This window comes from Natranaerovirga pectinivora (genome assembly GCF_004342165.1).
In the GTDB taxonomy this organism is placed as follows: Bacteria; Bacillota; Clostridia; order Lachnospirales; family DSM-24629; genus Natranaerovirga; species Natranaerovirga pectinivora.
Window position 1 is genome coordinate 115,812 of sequence record NZ_SMAL01000001.1, and the last position, 16,954, is coordinate 132,765.

General features: G+C 31.1%; 16 protein-coding genes. 12 read left to right on the forward strand and 4 right to left on the reverse strand.

What is annotated here, in order from left to right:
• The first annotated feature begins 7 nt into the window (after positions 1–7).
• Complete coding sequence (locus EDC18_RS00555) at positions 8–1,075, forward strand: anti-sigma factor domain-containing protein (RefSeq protein WP_132249192.1); 1,068 nt, start codon at positions 8–10, stop codon at positions 1,073–1,075.
• On the opposite strand, the gene EDC18_RS00560 is transcribed toward EDC18_RS00555, so the two are convergent.
• The 4 genes from EDC18_RS00560 to EDC18_RS00575 all read right to left on the reverse strand — a co-directional run bounded on the left by EDC18_RS00560 (position 1,072) and on the right by EDC18_RS00575 (position 2,909).
• Positions 1,072–1,359 carry a DUF2642 domain-containing protein gene (locus tag EDC18_RS00560; RefSeq protein WP_132249194.1) on the reverse strand — a complete coding sequence of 96 codons (288 nt, stop codon included), beginning with the start codon at positions 1,357–1,359 and terminating at the stop codon, positions 1,072–1,074. The genes EDC18_RS00555 and EDC18_RS00560 overlap by 4 nt on opposite strands.
• A 141-nt stretch (positions 1,360–1,500) precedes the next feature.
• Complete coding sequence (locus tag EDC18_RS00565; RefSeq protein ID WP_132249196.1) at positions 1,501–1,818, reverse strand: hypothetical protein; 318 nt, start codon at positions 1,816–1,818, stop codon at positions 1,501–1,503.
• A 297-nt stretch (positions 1,819–2,115) separates the two neighbouring features.
• A complete protein-coding gene (locus EDC18_RS00570; RefSeq protein ID WP_243115031.1) occupies positions 2,116–2,457 on the reverse strand; it encodes a hypothetical protein in 342 nt (113 codons plus the stop codon).
• 137 nt (positions 2,458–2,594) lie between these two features.
• The gene (locus tag EDC18_RS00575; RefSeq protein WP_132249198.1) at positions 2,595–2,909 is read right to left on the reverse strand and encodes a hypothetical protein; all 315 of its coding nucleotides are present in this window, start codon (positions 2,907–2,909) and stop codon (positions 2,595–2,597) included.
• 195 nt (positions 2,910–3,104) lie between these two features.
• Between EDC18_RS00575 and EDC18_RS00580 the strand changes: the two genes are divergently transcribed.
• The 11 genes from EDC18_RS00580 (at position 3,105) to EDC18_RS00630 (ending at position 16,844) form a co-directional block, all read left to right on the forward strand.
• Positions 3,105–4,361 (forward strand): mechanosensitive ion channel family protein, encoded by a 1,257-nt coding sequence (locus EDC18_RS00580; protein ID WP_132249200.1) that lies wholly within the window; start codon positions 3,105–3,107, stop codon positions 4,359–4,361.
• A 164-nt stretch (positions 4,362–4,525) separates the two neighbouring features.
• Entirely contained in the window at positions 4,526–5,707 is a 1,182-nt protein-coding gene (rpsA, locus tag EDC18_RS00585) for a 30S ribosomal protein S1 (protein ID WP_132249202.1), read from the forward strand.
• Between the two features lie 26 nt (positions 5,708–5,733).
• Entirely contained in the window at positions 5,734–7,149 is a 1,416-nt protein-coding gene (locus EDC18_RS00590) for a hypothetical protein (RefSeq protein WP_132249204.1), read from the forward strand.
• Positions 7,149–8,354 (forward strand): ABC transporter permease, encoded by a 1,206-nt coding sequence (locus tag EDC18_RS00595; RefSeq protein ID WP_132249206.1) that lies wholly within the window; start codon positions 7,149–7,151, stop codon positions 8,352–8,354. Before EDC18_RS00590 ends, EDC18_RS00595 begins: the two co-directional genes overlap by 1 nt.
• Positions 8,347–9,573, forward strand: a complete 1,227-nt coding sequence (locus EDC18_RS00600; protein WP_132249208.1) for an ABC transporter permease — start codon at positions 8,347–8,349, stop codon at positions 9,571–9,573. Before EDC18_RS00595 ends, EDC18_RS00600 begins: the two co-directional genes overlap by 8 nt.
• A gap of 236 nt (positions 9,574–9,809) precedes the next feature.
• Positions 9,810–11,276, forward strand: coding sequence for a sodium:solute symporter family protein (locus tag EDC18_RS00605; RefSeq protein ID WP_132249210.1), 1,467 nt, complete (start codon positions 9,810–9,812; stop codon positions 11,274–11,276).
• Positions 11,277–11,294: 18 nt separating this feature from the next.
• Complete coding sequence (locus EDC18_RS00610) at positions 11,295–12,602, forward strand: phenylacetate--CoA ligase family protein (protein ID WP_132249212.1); 1,308 nt, start codon at positions 11,295–11,297, stop codon at positions 12,600–12,602.
• A 2-nt stretch (positions 12,603–12,604) separates the two neighbouring features.
• Positions 12,605–14,356 (forward strand): indolepyruvate ferredoxin oxidoreductase subunit alpha, encoded by a 1,752-nt coding sequence (gene iorA / locus EDC18_RS00615; protein ID WP_207669138.1) that lies wholly within the window; start codon positions 12,605–12,607, stop codon positions 14,354–14,356.
• Positions 14,357–14,380: 24 nt separating this feature from the next.
• Entirely contained in the window at positions 14,381–14,983 is a 603-nt protein-coding gene (locus tag EDC18_RS00620) for an indolepyruvate oxidoreductase subunit beta (protein ID WP_132249214.1), read from the forward strand.
• 124 nt (positions 14,984–15,107) lie between these two features.
• Positions 15,108–16,406 (forward strand): phenylacetate--CoA ligase family protein, encoded by a 1,299-nt coding sequence (locus EDC18_RS00625; RefSeq protein ID WP_132249216.1) that lies wholly within the window; start codon positions 15,108–15,110, stop codon positions 16,404–16,406.
• 12 nt (positions 16,407–16,418) lie between these two features.
• Positions 16,419–16,844, forward strand: coding sequence for an ACT domain-containing protein (locus EDC18_RS00630; protein WP_132249218.1), 426 nt, complete (start codon positions 16,419–16,421; stop codon positions 16,842–16,844).
• Positions 16,845–16,954: the final 110 nt, after the last annotated feature.

The window sequence follows — 16,954 nt, forward strand, 5'->3', positions numbered from 1 at the left end:
GAATAAAATGAAAGGCATTATAATGGAAATAAGCAACAATAAAGCAATTCTATTAACAGAAGAAGGTAAATTCTTAAAAATAAGAGGGAAAATAAATAATAATTATAAGATCGGTAATGAAGTTGACACGAATTGTTTGAAAACAAATACTGGTACAAAGATGGTAATTCGGTACAGTGCAGTAACCCTTTGCTTAATATTTATATCATTATTTATCATAAGATTTTTGGAGACGCCCTATGGGTATATAAATGTTGAAATCAATCCAAGTATAGAAGTTACATATAACTACTTTGGAAAAATTATAGAGGTAAAGTCTTTAAATGAAGATGGCAATAGAATCTTAGAGAATATAAATCACTTAAAAGGAGAAAAGGTAGAAAAAGGCATTAGTACAATTATTATAGAGGCAAAAAATACAGGATATATCAGAGAAGAAAACTCAAATCAGATTATCTTAACAGTAATTGATAAGAAAAACCGAATAAATGAAGAACGTATTATTGAAAATACGAGACAAGATACTTGGGAGATAAAAGAAATTGATATAGAGTTACTTAAAGGAACAATGGAGGATTACAACAGAGCTCAAAAAGAAGGTAAGTCTACTTCGTATATAATTATGAATGATTTAAGTGAAGAAATGAATGGCAAATCTATAGATGATAAATCCAGTGTAGATGTAAAACAAGATATCATTAAGGAAAAAATAGAAAAAAATACACGAGAAGTAAATAAAAAAGAAGTGGAATCAAGGAATCAAGTTAATGAAGATAATAATTCAAATGCAAGCCAAAATGGAAGATTAAATTCAAATACAAACGGAAATGCAAATGCAAAAAAAGTAGAATCCGAAAATAATATGAGGTACGAAGAGGAAGAAAAAATAATAGGGCCTCATAGAGCAGAAGAGGCTATTATTAATAGGCAGGTGGAGGATAATAAATCAATAGGTAATGCAAAAGCAAAAGAAGCATTGATAAACAATCAAAAAATAGGACAAGAAAAATCCCAAGGGAATAATAGGGCCAATGAGGCAATACAAAATAACAACAAAAACAGGAACAAAAATTAGATGGCATAACGATATACTGAAGTTATTGAACTTATTGGAATCTCAGCAATGATTCCAGGTACTATGGTTTTCGTTGAAGGAACATTAATTGCCTTTCTAAAGTTTATATAGGGGCTTCTTTGAAGATTAGTTTGTTTTATCTCACCTGGTTTAATGACCAAAGTGATATAATCTTTTTGGATATTAATTAATACACCAGAAATGCTTTTTTGGTTGTTTATGGTATGAATGGTAATAGTTTGCTCTAATAAGGTGCTTAATTGTTCAATGAAATATTCTTTCATTGCTATCACAACCAAATTGTTTCTTATTATATATGTATTACATTTTTAAAACTTTATTCTGATTTCAAGTGATTTTATTGAGCCAATAAAGGGAAGAGGTATAACTACCTCTTCCCTTAAAGTCCCTTTAAACTAATTGATCTATATTGCATTTTTAACAAATGATGCTATTTTAGATACTGGGATAACAGTTACAGAACCTAGTCCAACAAAAGGTTCGCCTGCGTAAGGTCTATAAGGAGCTGGTCCTGGTGGGCAACAAGTTGTTCCTAATGAACATGATGGAGGTGTTCCGATTCTTGTAATAAGTTTTACAACACAATCATCTGCATATATCAATACTCCGGTGAATCCACTACCTGAGCATCCTCCGCTTGTTGTATAAATACTTACGGTTTGACCAATGAGACATTTTAAGTCAGAAACCAAATCATATCCGCCATAAGCTACGTCTGCCATATATAACCCTCCTTTTCTTGTCCTTCTATACTATATACTATGTATTTATAGGAAAAGTGTGAATATAAATGTCCAAAAAAAGGGATGTGTTAAGTTTCATCTCCTTAGACTGTAGACAAACTCATAGTAACAAGGATTTATATATATATAAGTGTTATAGCGGATCCGAGGATGGCGCAGCGAAACCCTTGCAACCAAGGATGGTTGCAAAGGTTTATGGAATATATTAAAAGAGTATCGACAAAGTCGATACTCTCAGGAGATGGATCAAAAGCCATCTCCCTTAAATGAATAATTTTAGAATGTGCCAACTGCATTTTTAACGAAGCTTGCAATTCTATCAATTGGAATAATGGTTACAGAACCTAAACCAACAAAAGGTTCGGCGCCATAAGGTCTATAAGGAGCAGGCCCTGGTGGGCAACATGCTGTTCCTAATGAGCAAGAAGGAGGCGTTCCGATTCTTGTGATTAATTTAACCACACAATCATCAACATAAATAAGAACACCTGTAAAGCCACTACCTGAACAACCACCACAAGTAGCATAAATAGAAACAGTTTGACCAATTAAGCAACGTAATTGATCTGCTATAGTTCCTGCAACTGGAGCTCCTCCAAAAGCAAATCCGTCAGCCATTAAATATACCTCCTTTTTTCTTGTCCTAATATTATAGTATGAAGAAGTGTACAAGTGTGTGCTACTCAAAATAATAATTTTTTTATAAAACCCAACCCCTCATCTACTGATACAAGAGACTGGGTTTTGGATGATCATTATCCTATTGCATTTTGAACGAAGGCAGCAATTCTATCTACTGGAATAATTGTTACAGAACCTAAACCTACAAATGGTTCACATCCATATCCCCTATAAGGAGCTGGACCAGGAGGACAGCAAGCTGTTCCTAATGAACAAGATGGAGGGGTACCAATTCTAGTTATAAGCTTAACAACACAATCATCAACATAAACTAAAACGCCTGTAAACCCACTACCTGAACATCCACCGCTTGTTGTATAAATGGAAACAGTTTGACCTATTAAGCATCTTAAACCAGCAACTATATCTCCGCTATAAAGTTTTGACATATGAAAACCTCCTTTCATTAGGTGAAAAATGTTATTAAAACATTTATATTTTATAGTACATGTTATGTGAAAGGACTTAAGTTTGTACCATATAAAACAAAATATTTTATGAATCTTTTTCATTTGTTGAAAAGTTGTTAATTACCCCAATAAAATGATATAATAAATTTACAACAATCATAAGGAAGTGAAACTATGCTAGAGATCATACGGGGATGGTTAGAAACCACTAGGATAAAAGGAAACTATCAAACACTACTAAGTTATTTAATTGCAACAATTGCAATATTTTTTATTGCTTATATTGTTGATTTGATTTGTAGAAAAATTGTATTAAAAATAATACATAAGATGGTTATCAAAACAGCTAATAAATGGGATGAAATTATTTATGATAAAAAAGTATTTCATAGATTATCCCATATTCCAGCTCTTATAGTTATTCATATTTTTTCAAGTTTATTAGATGAATATCAGTATATCTTGCAAAAAGTATCTACTGCTTTAATAATAATTTTATCATTAAGGGCTATTTTACGATTGCTAGACGCAGTTGTTCAAATATACAATTCATTTGAATTCTCAAAAGATAGACCTATTAAGGGAATCATAGGTGTTGTAAAAATCTTTTTTTATAGTTTAGCAGGTATTTTGTTGTTTGGTAATTTTACTACAGAAGCAAATCTTCTTGCAATGCTTAGTGCATTAGGGGGGATGACTGCTATATTTATATTGATCTTTAGCGATACCATATTGGGATTGGTTGCTAGTATTCAATTAACGGCAAGTGAATCTTTAAAAATTGGTGATTGGATTGAAATGCCAAGTCAAAATGCAAATGGAGAAGTAATTGACATTAGTCTAAATAAAATTAAAGTTCAAAATTGGGATAGAACAATTTCTAATATACCTGCTCAAACTTTTTTAAAGGAGGCCTTTATAAATTGGGAAGGAATGACAAAATCAGGTGGCAGAAGGATTATGAGATCAATTTTTATTGATACAACGACAATAAAGATTCTTGATGAAGATTTAATAAAAAGATTAGAAAAGATAGAGTATATTAAGGGATATTTAGAGAAGAAAAATAGAGAGGTACAAGAATACAATAAAGTAAATAATATTTCTTGTGAAAGTATTGTTAATGGAAGAAAATTAACAAATATAGGTACTTTTAGAGCCTATATAAAAGAGTATTTAAAAAAGCATCCCAAAATTAGTCAAAATTTCATATTGATGGTTAGGCAACTGGCACCAACAGATAAAGGATTGCCCCTAGAAATATTTGCTTTTACAAATGATACTGCTTGGGAGAATTATGAAGAAATTCAATCGGATATATTTGATCATCTGTTGGCAGTAGTGGCTGAATTTGACTTAGGTATTTTTCAAACCCCTTCTGGTCGTGATTTGAAAAAATTAGTCAATGAAAACAATGAAGCACTCAAATAGATTATCAAATAATTGTAAACAATAAGGATATAATAAATAAAAGGAAGATACCTTTTGTTATTATCCAAAATTTTGTAATAATAATCTTTATAAAATACTTTATTAATTCAATAAATTAAGGTATTATAAAAATAAAATAGTAGAAGTCAAGGGAGTTGTTTAGAATGGAAAATAATATTGAGACAATGGAAAGCTTTGAAAAGGATATTGATCAATCATTAAAACGTATATATGTTGGAGATATTCTAGAAGGTACAATTGTTGGGAAAATAGGAACGGATGTAATTGTAGATATAAATTACCACGCAGAAGGTATTATAAATAAAGAAGAACTTAGCGATGATCCAAGTTTTGATATTGATAGGGATATTAATATTGGGGATAAAATCAAAGTGAAAATACTAAAGTTAGAAAATGAAGATGGTACTGTTGTTCTATCTAAAAAAAGAGGAGAGAAAGAAACTGCTTTTGAAACTTTAGAAGAGATTTTTTCAGAAGAAAAAATAATAAAAATTAAAATAAATGAGGTTGTTAAAGGTGGTGTCATTACATATATTAATGGAATGAGAGGTTTTATACCTGCTTCCCTCCTTTCTATTGATTACGTAGATGATCTTAATAAATTTGTAGGAAAAGAATTAGATGCAAAAATTGTTGAGCTGGATCAAAGTAGTAATAAAATTATACTTTCACCTAAAAGTGTAGAGCTTGAAAAAGTTGAAATACAAAAAAAAGAAAAGTTAAATACATTACAAAATGGGGAAGTTGTAGAAGGTACGGTTAAGAATCTTACTAATTTTGGGGCCTTTGTAGATATTGGGGGCATACAAGGTTTAGTTAGAAATCAAGATTTAGCTTGGAAAAGGGTAAAACACCCTAGTGAAATTGTTCAAGTGGGGGATCAGGTAAAAGTTTATATCATAAATGTAGATAGGAAAAATGAAAAAATTTCATTAGGACTTAAAGACGTTAATGAAAATCCTTGGAGAGATGTGGCAGAAAAATATTCTGTAAACAATATTTATGAGGGTCAAATTACAAGGTTGCTTGACTTTGGTGCTTTTGTTAGGTTAGAAGAAGGTGTAGAGGGATTGGTTCATATATCTGAGTTATCTGATGCGAGAATAACAAAACCTTCAGATGTAGTAGCAACAGGAGATATAGTAAAAGTTAAAGTATTGGATATAGATAAGAAGAATAATAAGATGAGTTTAAGTATTAAAGAGGCACAAAATGAGTTAGATAGAAACGAATTAGAAGCATATAATGAACAAGATGAAGCAACAACATCTTTAAAAGGTTTGTTTGGGGATATATTAAAGAAACTGGAAAAAGATGATAATTAGTTATAAAATAAAAAGGGGATAGAATAATGGTCTGTAAAGGTTGCAATGAAGATATAAGTAATGAAGTGAGTTATTGTCCTAAGTGTGGTGAAGAAGTATCAAAAACCATTGAAGAAAATATAGCAATGTCATCTATTTTTGACAATTCACAAGAAATAGTGGAAGGTGATCATGCATTGGGAACTGATAATGCTCAGGAAAACAATAAAAAATTCAAGAAAAGTATAACGTCAATAGTATTTGCTTGTTTATTTATAGTAGCAATAACGATTGTAGGAGTATTTGGTAGAGATTTATTGATACGCAAAGATCCAATAGATATATTAATGGCAAGTAATCTAAAAGTTGCAAATGCAGATCAAATAGAGGTTACTAATATTGTTCAAATCAATGATTTTGAATTAGGCAACCTAATGTATGACTATTCCCAAATGGAATTATTGGTAATGAATATGTTAAAAGATATTCAAATTAGAAGTCATCAAAAAATAGACTACTCAGGGAATAAAATGGAAGTTGATTTAATTGTAGCCCTTAGAAATAATGATTTGTTAAGTGTTAATCTTTATTTAGACAATACAGGAGTCGCTTTTCAGGTGCCAACATTATATGAAAAGCAATTTTACATTACATGGGATACTCTTTCTTATATGATAAAAGATGAAACGGGAATGCAACTAACACTAGATCAATATATTTCAACGGTTTTCGATATAAAAAATACAAAAAGTATAAAGAATTTTAAAGGAGATACTTATTCAAATGTCATTAAAGATGTTCTTGAAAATTTATTAATAGTAACCAAAGGAGAAAGTATCGAAATTAACAACAAAACCATTAAAGGGGATAAATATACTCTGGATCTAGATTATAATCAAATAATGGCATTGAGTATTAGTTTGTTAGAAATAGCCATTGAGGATGAACAAATTATTGTTATTATTGAGGATATTATGAATAGATTTATTGATGTTTTAGAAGATACAGGGGATATTAATTACCTTCCTATTGATAGAGATAGTTTAAATAATATTAGAGAGATTGGTAACGAATTAAAAATTATTCAAGAAATGTATTCTCCAGATTTGCTTAACTTGTATTTTGACAGTCAGTTAGTGGATGATTTACCAGGGATAAATTATTTGTATGATTTTTATATAAAAGGAAATGATTTAAAAGCAATAAGTTTATTGTCTACTATATCAGTGGAGAACCCATATGATGGAAGTTATATTTTCTTAGAAATTGAATCCTTAACGAATATTGAATCTATTAATAAGAACATTAATTTTAGTGGGATCGATAAAGTTAATGGTCATAATATATCAGAGTTAACTGATGAAGATATGGAAAATATTATGTTTGAAGTACAAATGAAGTTGTTTTCATTATTATTGATCAATCCTAGCTTACAAGAAATTATGGGAGAGTTAATATTTTAATGTTAATTTTAATTTTAAAAAACATCAAAGAGATAATTAATAATAAAAGAAGAGTTTTTATAATTGCTGTATTACCAATTATTTTCTTTGGTTTATTTGTAATGATGTATTCAGGGGAGACGGTAGAAAAGAATTTTATAAACCCTATTAGAATAGGGATAATTGATAATGATAATAGTCTTTACTCTAACCTATTATTACAGCATTATGAAAGCAATACTGCTTTTACTCAATTTGTCCATATGTATAGGGATGAACAAGAAATAGTAGAAGAAATGTTTAAGGTTGGAGATTTAGATGCCACCCTTATTATACCTGAAAACTTTGCAGAAAATATGATGTATATGATTCACGACCCTGTAATATCTAATATTAATACCCAAGACCCTGTTAAAGCAGTCCTTTTAAAAAATGTATTATTGAGTTATGAAAAATTCATTAGTTCAGTTGAGAGTAATGTTGCTATGTTATATGACATAATGAATGAATTAGAATATTTACCTCATGAGATTTCTGCCTACAACGCGGAAATCTCATATGAATTAATTATGTCAGCAATGGAAAGAAACCAATATTTTGACTATAATGAAGTAATTAACATTCCAAGTACGACATCAGTTAATTACTTTTTTATTGCAATAATCACCCTTTTAATTATGTACTTTGGTCTTTATGTTGGCATAGACTTATTAAGAGAAAGGGAACAAAGAACCTTTCAAAGAATTGAAGTTGCTGGGTGCAGTATAACCACATTCATATTAAGTAAATTAATAAGCCACGTTTTATATTTGTTCTTAAATATTCTATTATGGATTACTCTCATTGGGATGGTATCTAATATATCCATATCCTTCGGACTAATACTATATATTTTAGTAGGAATAATATTTTCTGTATCTTTATCCATTTTTATGTCCGGTTTATTTAAATCCCAGGAAGGGGTATTATTAGCTGGCAACATTTATTATTTTATAGCTGCAGTTGTTGGGGGAAGTATTATGCCTCTTCAATTTATGCCGGAAAGAATACAACGTTTATCTGTATTCACGCCTAACTATTGGTTTATTAGAGGATTTTTGTTTGTCCAAAAAAATCTTCAACCAAGTTTTTCTAATGGGATTATAGTATCTTTTATAAGTATTTCTATACTTTTAATTATAGTATCAAGTTATATGTATAAGTATTTAGGAGAACATTATGTATAAGGTTTTAATGGCTATAAAAAACAGAATAAAAGTAATAATGAAGGATAGGATTATATGGGTATTATGTTTGTTTGTAATACTCTTTTTTAGTTTGATTTCATCTGTGTTATTGGACCATATGGACTATGGTAGCAGAATACCTATTGCATTAGTTGATGAAGATAGGAGTTCTATGTCAAGTAAGTTGGTTGAAAATATTAAACGCCAAGAATCTTTATTTATTATAGATACTAGTATGGAAGAGTCAAATATCTTACTAAAAGATGGAAAAGTTGAAGGGATATACTATATTCCTTTAGGATATGAAGACAAAATGTATCAACTTGAGTTAAGAAATTTGATACAAGTTTATTATTTAAAAGGTAGCACTGCAGGTAAAGTTATATCTGATATAATAGCAGGAGAAATGCTATTTGATATAAGTCTCTTAAAAACAATGGATCTATTAGAAAGAAGTTTAAAAAGAAAAGATTTTAACCAAATCCCTAATACTTTACAACGAGCTATAGAAAAATCAGAGATGCTTCAGTTAAAGGCAACTGATGATAGGGTTATGACAATTAATTTATTAAATGTACAGGATGAATTTACTAGGGTAGAAATAGATAACACAATTATATATAAACAAGTAGTAATAGGAATGGTATCTATTTTTTTAGCTTTTATCATATTATTTGCATCTACTTCTATTGTTAAAGATAAGGAGTTGGGCATAGAAAAAAGAATAAAAACAATATATAATAATATGTTTATTAGATTGCTATCAAACTTATTAAGTGTACTGTTTATAAGTTTAATAACAACATTTATAATGGTTTTTTTATTATCTAATCACTTAAGAATTAGTGACTTAACCAGTTTTTTTAGTATACTTCTATTATTTTCAAGTTATGTTTTCTCCATAACGAGTTTTTTTATAATGTGTAGTACATTAATCAATAGAGTTATAACAATGCAGATATTTGGTTCAGTGACACTATTGCTATTTGCTATAGTTGGAGGTAGTTTTTGGAATATTGATTTTGTTAATAATCCTCTTTTAATAATAAACAGGGTGATACCTAATCGTTGGTTTGTTAATGGATTTATCAATTTCTTAATTAATAGAAATTTAAAGATGGTTTATTTTGAATATGTACATCCTTTGTTAGTATTAGGGGTGTGTTTTGTCATTATAGGTTACTTTTTGGAAAAAATTAAAAAAAGAATGAAGACATAAATGCATAATGGAATAAAAATAATGCAATTACAATCAATATTTGTCATTTTTAGCTAAATGAAGGAATAAAGATGTGATTGCATTTATTAGTATTGACAAATAAGGCGTATAAGATATAATTAACTAAAGAATGTAATTATAATATTTTTTTTGCCAATTTAGTTTAGCGATTTAAAGTAATACACATACATAGCGTTAAACTTTAAAGTGGTGAATTAAATAAGGGGTGAGGTTGTATGATTTATGTATTATGTATTATGCTTTATATTTTGATGATAATGGGGGTAAGTTTTATCAGTCGAAAAAAAGCAATGAATCTTGATGGTTTTTTACTTGGTGGGCGGGCAATACCCCCATGGATGTCTGCTTTTTCTTATGGCACAGCATATTTTTCAGCAGTACTTTTTATAGGTTATGCAGGCAGAATTGGGTGGAATTTTGGTTTAGGGGCATTATGGATTGTATTGGGAAATACATTTATTGGCTCTTATTTGGCTTGGAGAGTGCTTGGGAAAAAAACTAGAGAAATGACTCAAAGACTGAATGCATCAACAATGCCTGAATTTTTAGCAGCTAGATACAATAGTAAAGGTATAAAGATGATTACAACAGTAGTAATTTTTGTTTTTTTAATACCATATGCAGCGTCAGTATATAAAGGTTTAGGATTTTTATTTCAACAAGTATTTGATATGGATATAAATATTATTTTATTTTTGATGATGGCATTAACGGCATTTTATTTATTTGTTGGAGGTTTTATGGCTGCATCATTGGCAGATTTTATTCAAGGATTAATTATGATAGTAGGTGTAATCATTCTGCTTTTCTATGTATCAACCTACCATAATGTAAATGGTATAGTAAATGGTATTTCTAATCTGGGAAGAATTGATACTAAATTAACAAAGATGATACATAAAGACACAGTATTACCATTATTCTCCTTGGTTGTGTTAACTAGTTTTGGAAGTTGGGGTCTTCCTCAAATGGTTCATAAGTTTTATACAATAAAAGATGAAAAATCCATTAAAACCGCAAAGTGGGTTTCCACAGGATTTGCATTATTAATGACATTTGGGGCTTATTTTACTGGTGCATTAAGTAGAGTAGTTCTTAATAACCAACAGCCGGCATCAATTGATGAAGTGATGCCCTTAGTAATGGATACTGTTTTACCTGTATTTGCATCAGCTATCATACTTGTTCTTGTATTATCGGCTTCTATGTCAACATTAGCGTCTATTGTTCTAGCTGCTAGTTCTACAATTGCAGTAGACTTAGTAAAGGGTGGTTTAAAGCCTAATATAGATCAAAAACAAATCCTTTGGTTACTAAGAATTTTATGTGTTGTTTTTGTTTTTTTATCTTATTTTATAGCTATAGGTGATAGTCCTGTATTGAATTTAGCATCTTTATCTTGGGGAGCTGTCTCGGGTTGTTTGTTTGCCCCTTATTTATTAGGATTATACAGCAAAAAGGTAACTAAAGCTGGAGTATACGCAAGCTTTATCACAGCTGGAGGCATAACACTATATGGGGTGTTAAGGTATGGAATGGAAAGTCCTTTAATTCCAACGGTATCAGCATTTTCTATTATTTTGCCTATTATATCAATGTACTTTGTTAGTTTATTAACAACAGAATATAAAAAAGAGCATATTGATAAGGTGTTTACACAAAAAGCAGTGGGGGCTGAATAAAGGGGGGGTTAATTTTATATGATTTGGGATAAGGCAGAATCTTATTCAAGGGGTGAAATGATTTCATATCAGAATTATAACTTAAAGAATACGATAGAAAGAATATACCATAAAGTACCTTATTACAAAGGGAAAATGGATAGAATAGGTGTTAAACCTGTACATATACAGACCATAGAGGATCTGAAAGAGTTACCGTTTACTGTAAAAGATGATTTAAGAAAAAATTATCCATTTGGTTTATTTACCGTAGACAAAGAAGCGCTCATTAGACTTCATGCCTCATCTGGAACAACAGGAAAACCTACAGTTGTAGGATACACAAGAAAAGATTTAGAGTTATGGGCTAACTTAATAGCAAGATTAGTATCAATGGCAGGAGGCAGTTCAAAAGATGTTGCACAAATCTCTTTTGGATATGGTCTATTTACTGGCGCTTTTGGTCTTCATTATGGGTTAGAAAAAGTGGGTGCCTTAGTAGTCCCAGCATCTTCAGGAAATACAGAAAAACAGATAATGTTAATGAAAGATTTTGGAACAACCATTCTTGTTAGTACACCTTCCTATGCATTGCATATGGCAGAAGTTGCAAAACAAATGGGTATTAACCCAAAAACAGATTTAAGCCTAAAGCTTGGATTATTTGGAGGGGAAGGTTCTACAGAAGCAATGAGAGAAGAAATTCAAAAATCTTGGGGAATTTTAGCTACTGAAAATTATGGTATGAGTGAGTTAATTGGGCCAGGGGTATCAGGGGAATGCAAATATTTATGTGGTATGCATATATCAGAAGATCATTTTATTCCAGAAATAATTGATCCAGACACAGAAGAAGTATTACCAGAAGGGGAAGAAGGGGAATTGGTTATAACGACTATCACTAAGGAAGCATTACCCCTTATTAGATATAGAACTAAAGACATTACAAGGCTAAACTATGAACCGTGTAAATGTGGTAGAACTACTGTTAGAATGAGTAAGATTCAAGGTAGAACAGATGATATGTTAGTGATTAAAGGGGTTAATATATTCCCGTCACAGATTGAAGAAGTATTATTAAATTTAAAAGAAATTGGTCCTCATTATGAAATTATTTTAAATAAAAAAGGTTTCTTAGACTTTGTAGAGATTAGGGTAGAGTTAGCAGATCATTCTTTACTTGATTCTTATTCTAACCTAGAAGCATTAGAAAAGAAAATAAAACACCAACTTAAAATAATATTAGGTGTTGATGCAATTATAAAGTTAGTAGAACCTAAGACATTGGAACGTTTTGAGGGAAAAGCAAAAAGAGTAGTAGATTTAAGAAACGAAGGGAGAAGGTAAGAGTGTCAGAAAGAATTTTAATGTTAGGGAATGAAGCAATAGCAAGAGGTGCCTATGAGGCAGGGGTAACAGTTACAGTTGCTTACCCTGGAACACCTAGTACAGAAATTACTGAAAATGTGGCTAAATATGATGAAATATATGCGGAATGGGCGCCGAATGAGAAAGTTGCCCTTGAAGTTGGGATAGGTTCATCTATTGCGGGTGCAAGAACATTAGTTTGCATGAAACACGTAGGCGTGAATGTAGCAGCTGACCCATTATTTACTGTAGCATACTCTGGTGTAAATGGCGGGTTGGTTTTAGTTGTAGCAGATGATCCAGGAATGCATAGTTCTCAAAACGAACAGGATACAAAATTTTTTGCAAGAGCAGCTCATATTCCGTTATTGGAACCATCTTCTAGTATGGAAGCAAAAGAATTTGTTAAAAAAGCATTTGAGTTAAGCGAGGCATTCGATACACCTGTTATAGTAAGATTAACAACTAGAATATCTCATTCTCAAGGTATTATCAGTCTTATGGATAGGCAAGAAATGCCATTAAAAAATTATGAAAAGGATTTTCAAAAATATGTTATGATGCCTGCAATGGCCAGAAAAAGACATACCATCGTTGAAGATAGAATGAATAGATTGGAAGTTGAGGCAAGTAATTTAGGTATCAATGAAGTTGAATACAAAAATAAAAAAATCGGTGTCATTACTAGTGGCATACCCTATCAATATGTAAAAGATGCTGTACCAGAAGCCTCTGTCCTTAAACTTGGTATATTACATCCATTACCAAAAGATTTAATATTAGAATTTTGTAAAAATGTAGAGGAAGTTTATGTTGTTGAAGAATTAGAACCAATTATAGAAGAACAAATTAAGTCATGGGGAATAAATGTTAAAGGCAAAGAGCTATTTACCAAACAAGGTGAATATAGTGCTAATTTAATTAAAAAAGTTATTGGAAAAGAAAATGTTGAAACAAGGGGTCCTTTGCCACTACCAGCTCGCCCACCTGTTATGTGTCCAGGATGTCCACATAGAGGGGTGTATTACGTATTACAAAAACTCAAAATTCATGCTACTGGAGATATAGGGTGTTATACCCTTGGTGCATTACCACCTTTACAAGGCATAGACACCTGTATATGTATGGGTGCTAGTGTAAGTATGGTACATGGCGTTGAAAAGGCTAGGGGGAAAGAATTTGTTAAAAATTGGGTAGGTGTAATTGGCGATTCTACATTTGTACACTCAGGCATAACTGGTTTGGTTAATACGGTATACAATCAAGGAATCTCTACAGTACTTATACTTGACAACAGAACAACAGGAATGACGGGTCATCAAGATCATCCAGGGACGGGGAAAACATTAAAAGGTGAGCCCACTCATACCCTTGATTTTGAATTATTGTGTAAAAGTGTAGGGATAAAACATGTAAGAAGTGTTGATCCTTTCAATTTAAAGGAAGTAGAATCCGTAATTAAAGAAGAAGTGAATAGAGAAGAACCATCTGTAATTATAGCATGTGCGCCTTGTGAGCTTCTTGATAAAAAAACCAAAAGAATATTAAGTAATATTAATCAAGATGAATGTAAAACCTGTGGAATTTGTATGAAAATTGGCTGTCCTGCTATTCAGAAGAAACAGGGAGTCATTCAGGTAAACGATGCACTTTGTAATGGATGTGGTTTATGTATAGAAGTATGTGCATTTGATGTAATAAATAGAGAGAAGGATTCAGTTGTTAATTATTAAAATTAATTGAAAGGAGAGGTGAATATGTCTAAAGTGAATATGTTAATAGTAGGTGTTGGAGGACAGGGAAGTCTTTTAACTAGTAGAATTGTTGGAAACCTGGCTTTAGAAGAAGGGTATGATGTAAAATTATCAGAAGTCCATGGAATGGCTCAGCGAGGTGGAAGTGTGGTAACCCACATTCGTTATGGGGAAAAAGTGAACGCACCTATAGTAGAAGTAGGAGATGCAGATATTATTGTATCCTTTGAGAAGTTAGAAGCCCTTAGGTATGTGCATTATTTAAAGGAAGATGGCGTTTTAATTGTGAATTCTCAGGAAATCGATCCAATGTCTGTAATAGTTGGTTTAGATAAGTATCCAGATAATATTATAGATCAATTAGAAGAAGGTGTTAAGAATCTTATTGTAATGAATGCACTTGATGAAGCAAGAGGAATAGGCAATATTAAAGTGGTTAATACAATTTTATTAGGCGCGTTATCTAAATATTTGGAATTTGATAAAGAGAAATGGATAGAGGCTATCAAAAAAACTGTACCTGAAAAAACGGTGGATATCAATTTAAAGGCATTTAATAGAGGATTAGAGATAAGTTTGTCAGATGTTGAAGAATTAATTAGTTAGAGATGAAAGTCTAATCGTCAAAATGCACTAGAAGTATTTTGTAGATTAGGCTTTTAATAAAATTCAAAGGTGTAAAAAAGTATAACTAGTAGATGGATCACTAGTTTTAGGAGGCTATAAATGTATGATATGGAACGAATCAATAGAATGTATGAACAGAGAAGGTATAAGAGCATTACAAGGAAAAAGACTTGTAGAAACTGTTGAAAGAGTATATCATAATGTAAAATTTTATAGAAATAAAATGCAAGATCTAGGCTTAGAGCCAGGAGATATAAAAGACATAGATGATTTATATAAATTGCCATTTACAACCAAAGACGACTTAAGAGAGAACTATCCTTTTGGATTATTTAGTGTTCCAATGAGTGAAGTGGTTCGTGTCCATGCTTCATCAGGAACAACTGGTAAACCAACAGTTGTAGGTTATACAAGAAAAGATCTAAGTACATGGTCTGAGGTTGTTGCAAGAACCCTAACATGTGCAGGAATACAAAAACACGACAGAATACAAATTGCTTATGGATATGGATTGTTTACAGGTGGGCTTGGGGTTCACTATGGTAGTGAAAAAGTAGGGGCAACAGTTATACCAATAAGTGGTGGAAATACGGCAAAACAAATTCAATTAATGCAAGACTTTGAAAGTACAGCTATTGCTTGTACACCTTCTTATGCTTTGTATTTGGCTGAAGCATTAGAAGAGCAAGGCATTGATCCAGAAACATTAAATATAAAAGTTGGTATTTTTGGTGCAGAACCCTGGACAGAAAACATGAGAAAAGAGATTGAGTCAAAATTAAAAATAAAAGCAATAGATATCTATGGTTTAAGTGAAATAATTGGTCCTGGTGTTTCTTCAGAGTGTGAGGCTCAAGATGGATTACATATATTTGAAGATCACTTTATTCCAGAAGTTGTTGACACGAATACACTTAATCCGCTGGGGTATGGTGAAAAGGGTGAACTTGTGTTTACCACAGTAACAAAAGAAGCATTACCAATACTAAGGTATAGAACAAGGGATTTAACTATATTAAAGGATGAAGTTTGTAGTTGTGGCAGAACAATGGTAAGAATGGAAAAATGTACTGGGCGATCAGATGATATGTTGATTATTAGAGGGGTAAATATATTTCCATCACAAATTGAAAGTGTTTTGCTAGAAATCAGTGAAACAAAACCTCATTATTTACTTATTGTAGAGCGTATTAATAATTTAGATACTCTTGAGGTTTGGGTAGAGGTGGATGGTGTTTTCTTCTCTGATGAAATTAAAAAGCTAGAATTTCTTACTAAAAAAATAACCCATGCAATTGAAAGTGCCTTAGGCATTGGGGTAAAGGTAAAGCTAGTAGAGCCGAAAACTATTGAAAGAAGTGAAGGAAAAGCAAAAAGAGTTGTTGATAAAAGAATTATATAAAGGTGGGAGTTTATGATAATAAAACAGTTATCCATTTTTCTAGAAAATAAGTCAGGTCGATTAACCGAGGTAACTAAGACATTAGGAGACCATAATATTAATATAACGGCATTAAGTGTTGCAGATACTTCTGAATATGGCATACTTAGACTTATTGTATCTGACCCAGAAAAGGCAGTTATTGTTTTGAAAGAAAATGGTTTTTCAGTAAGTCTAACAGATGTTATTTGTATTGTGGTTCCCCATAAACCAGGTGCTCTTAATAAAGCTTTAAATGTATTTTCAACAGAAAAAATTAGTATAGAGTATATGTATGCTTTTGAAATGAACGGAAAAGCATCTGTGATTATGAAGGTAACAGATATTTTTGAATCTATAGAAATACTGAAAAAACGTGAACTAGAATTGTTAAAAGCAAGTGATGCATATATGGTATGAAGCATTTTATGTACAAATATTAAGTGATTAATTGAGGCGATTTTTCGTCTCTTTTTTACTTTATAGTTCTCGTTCCTATAAAGTGAAAAGGCTATTAAAAGCGCGGCATT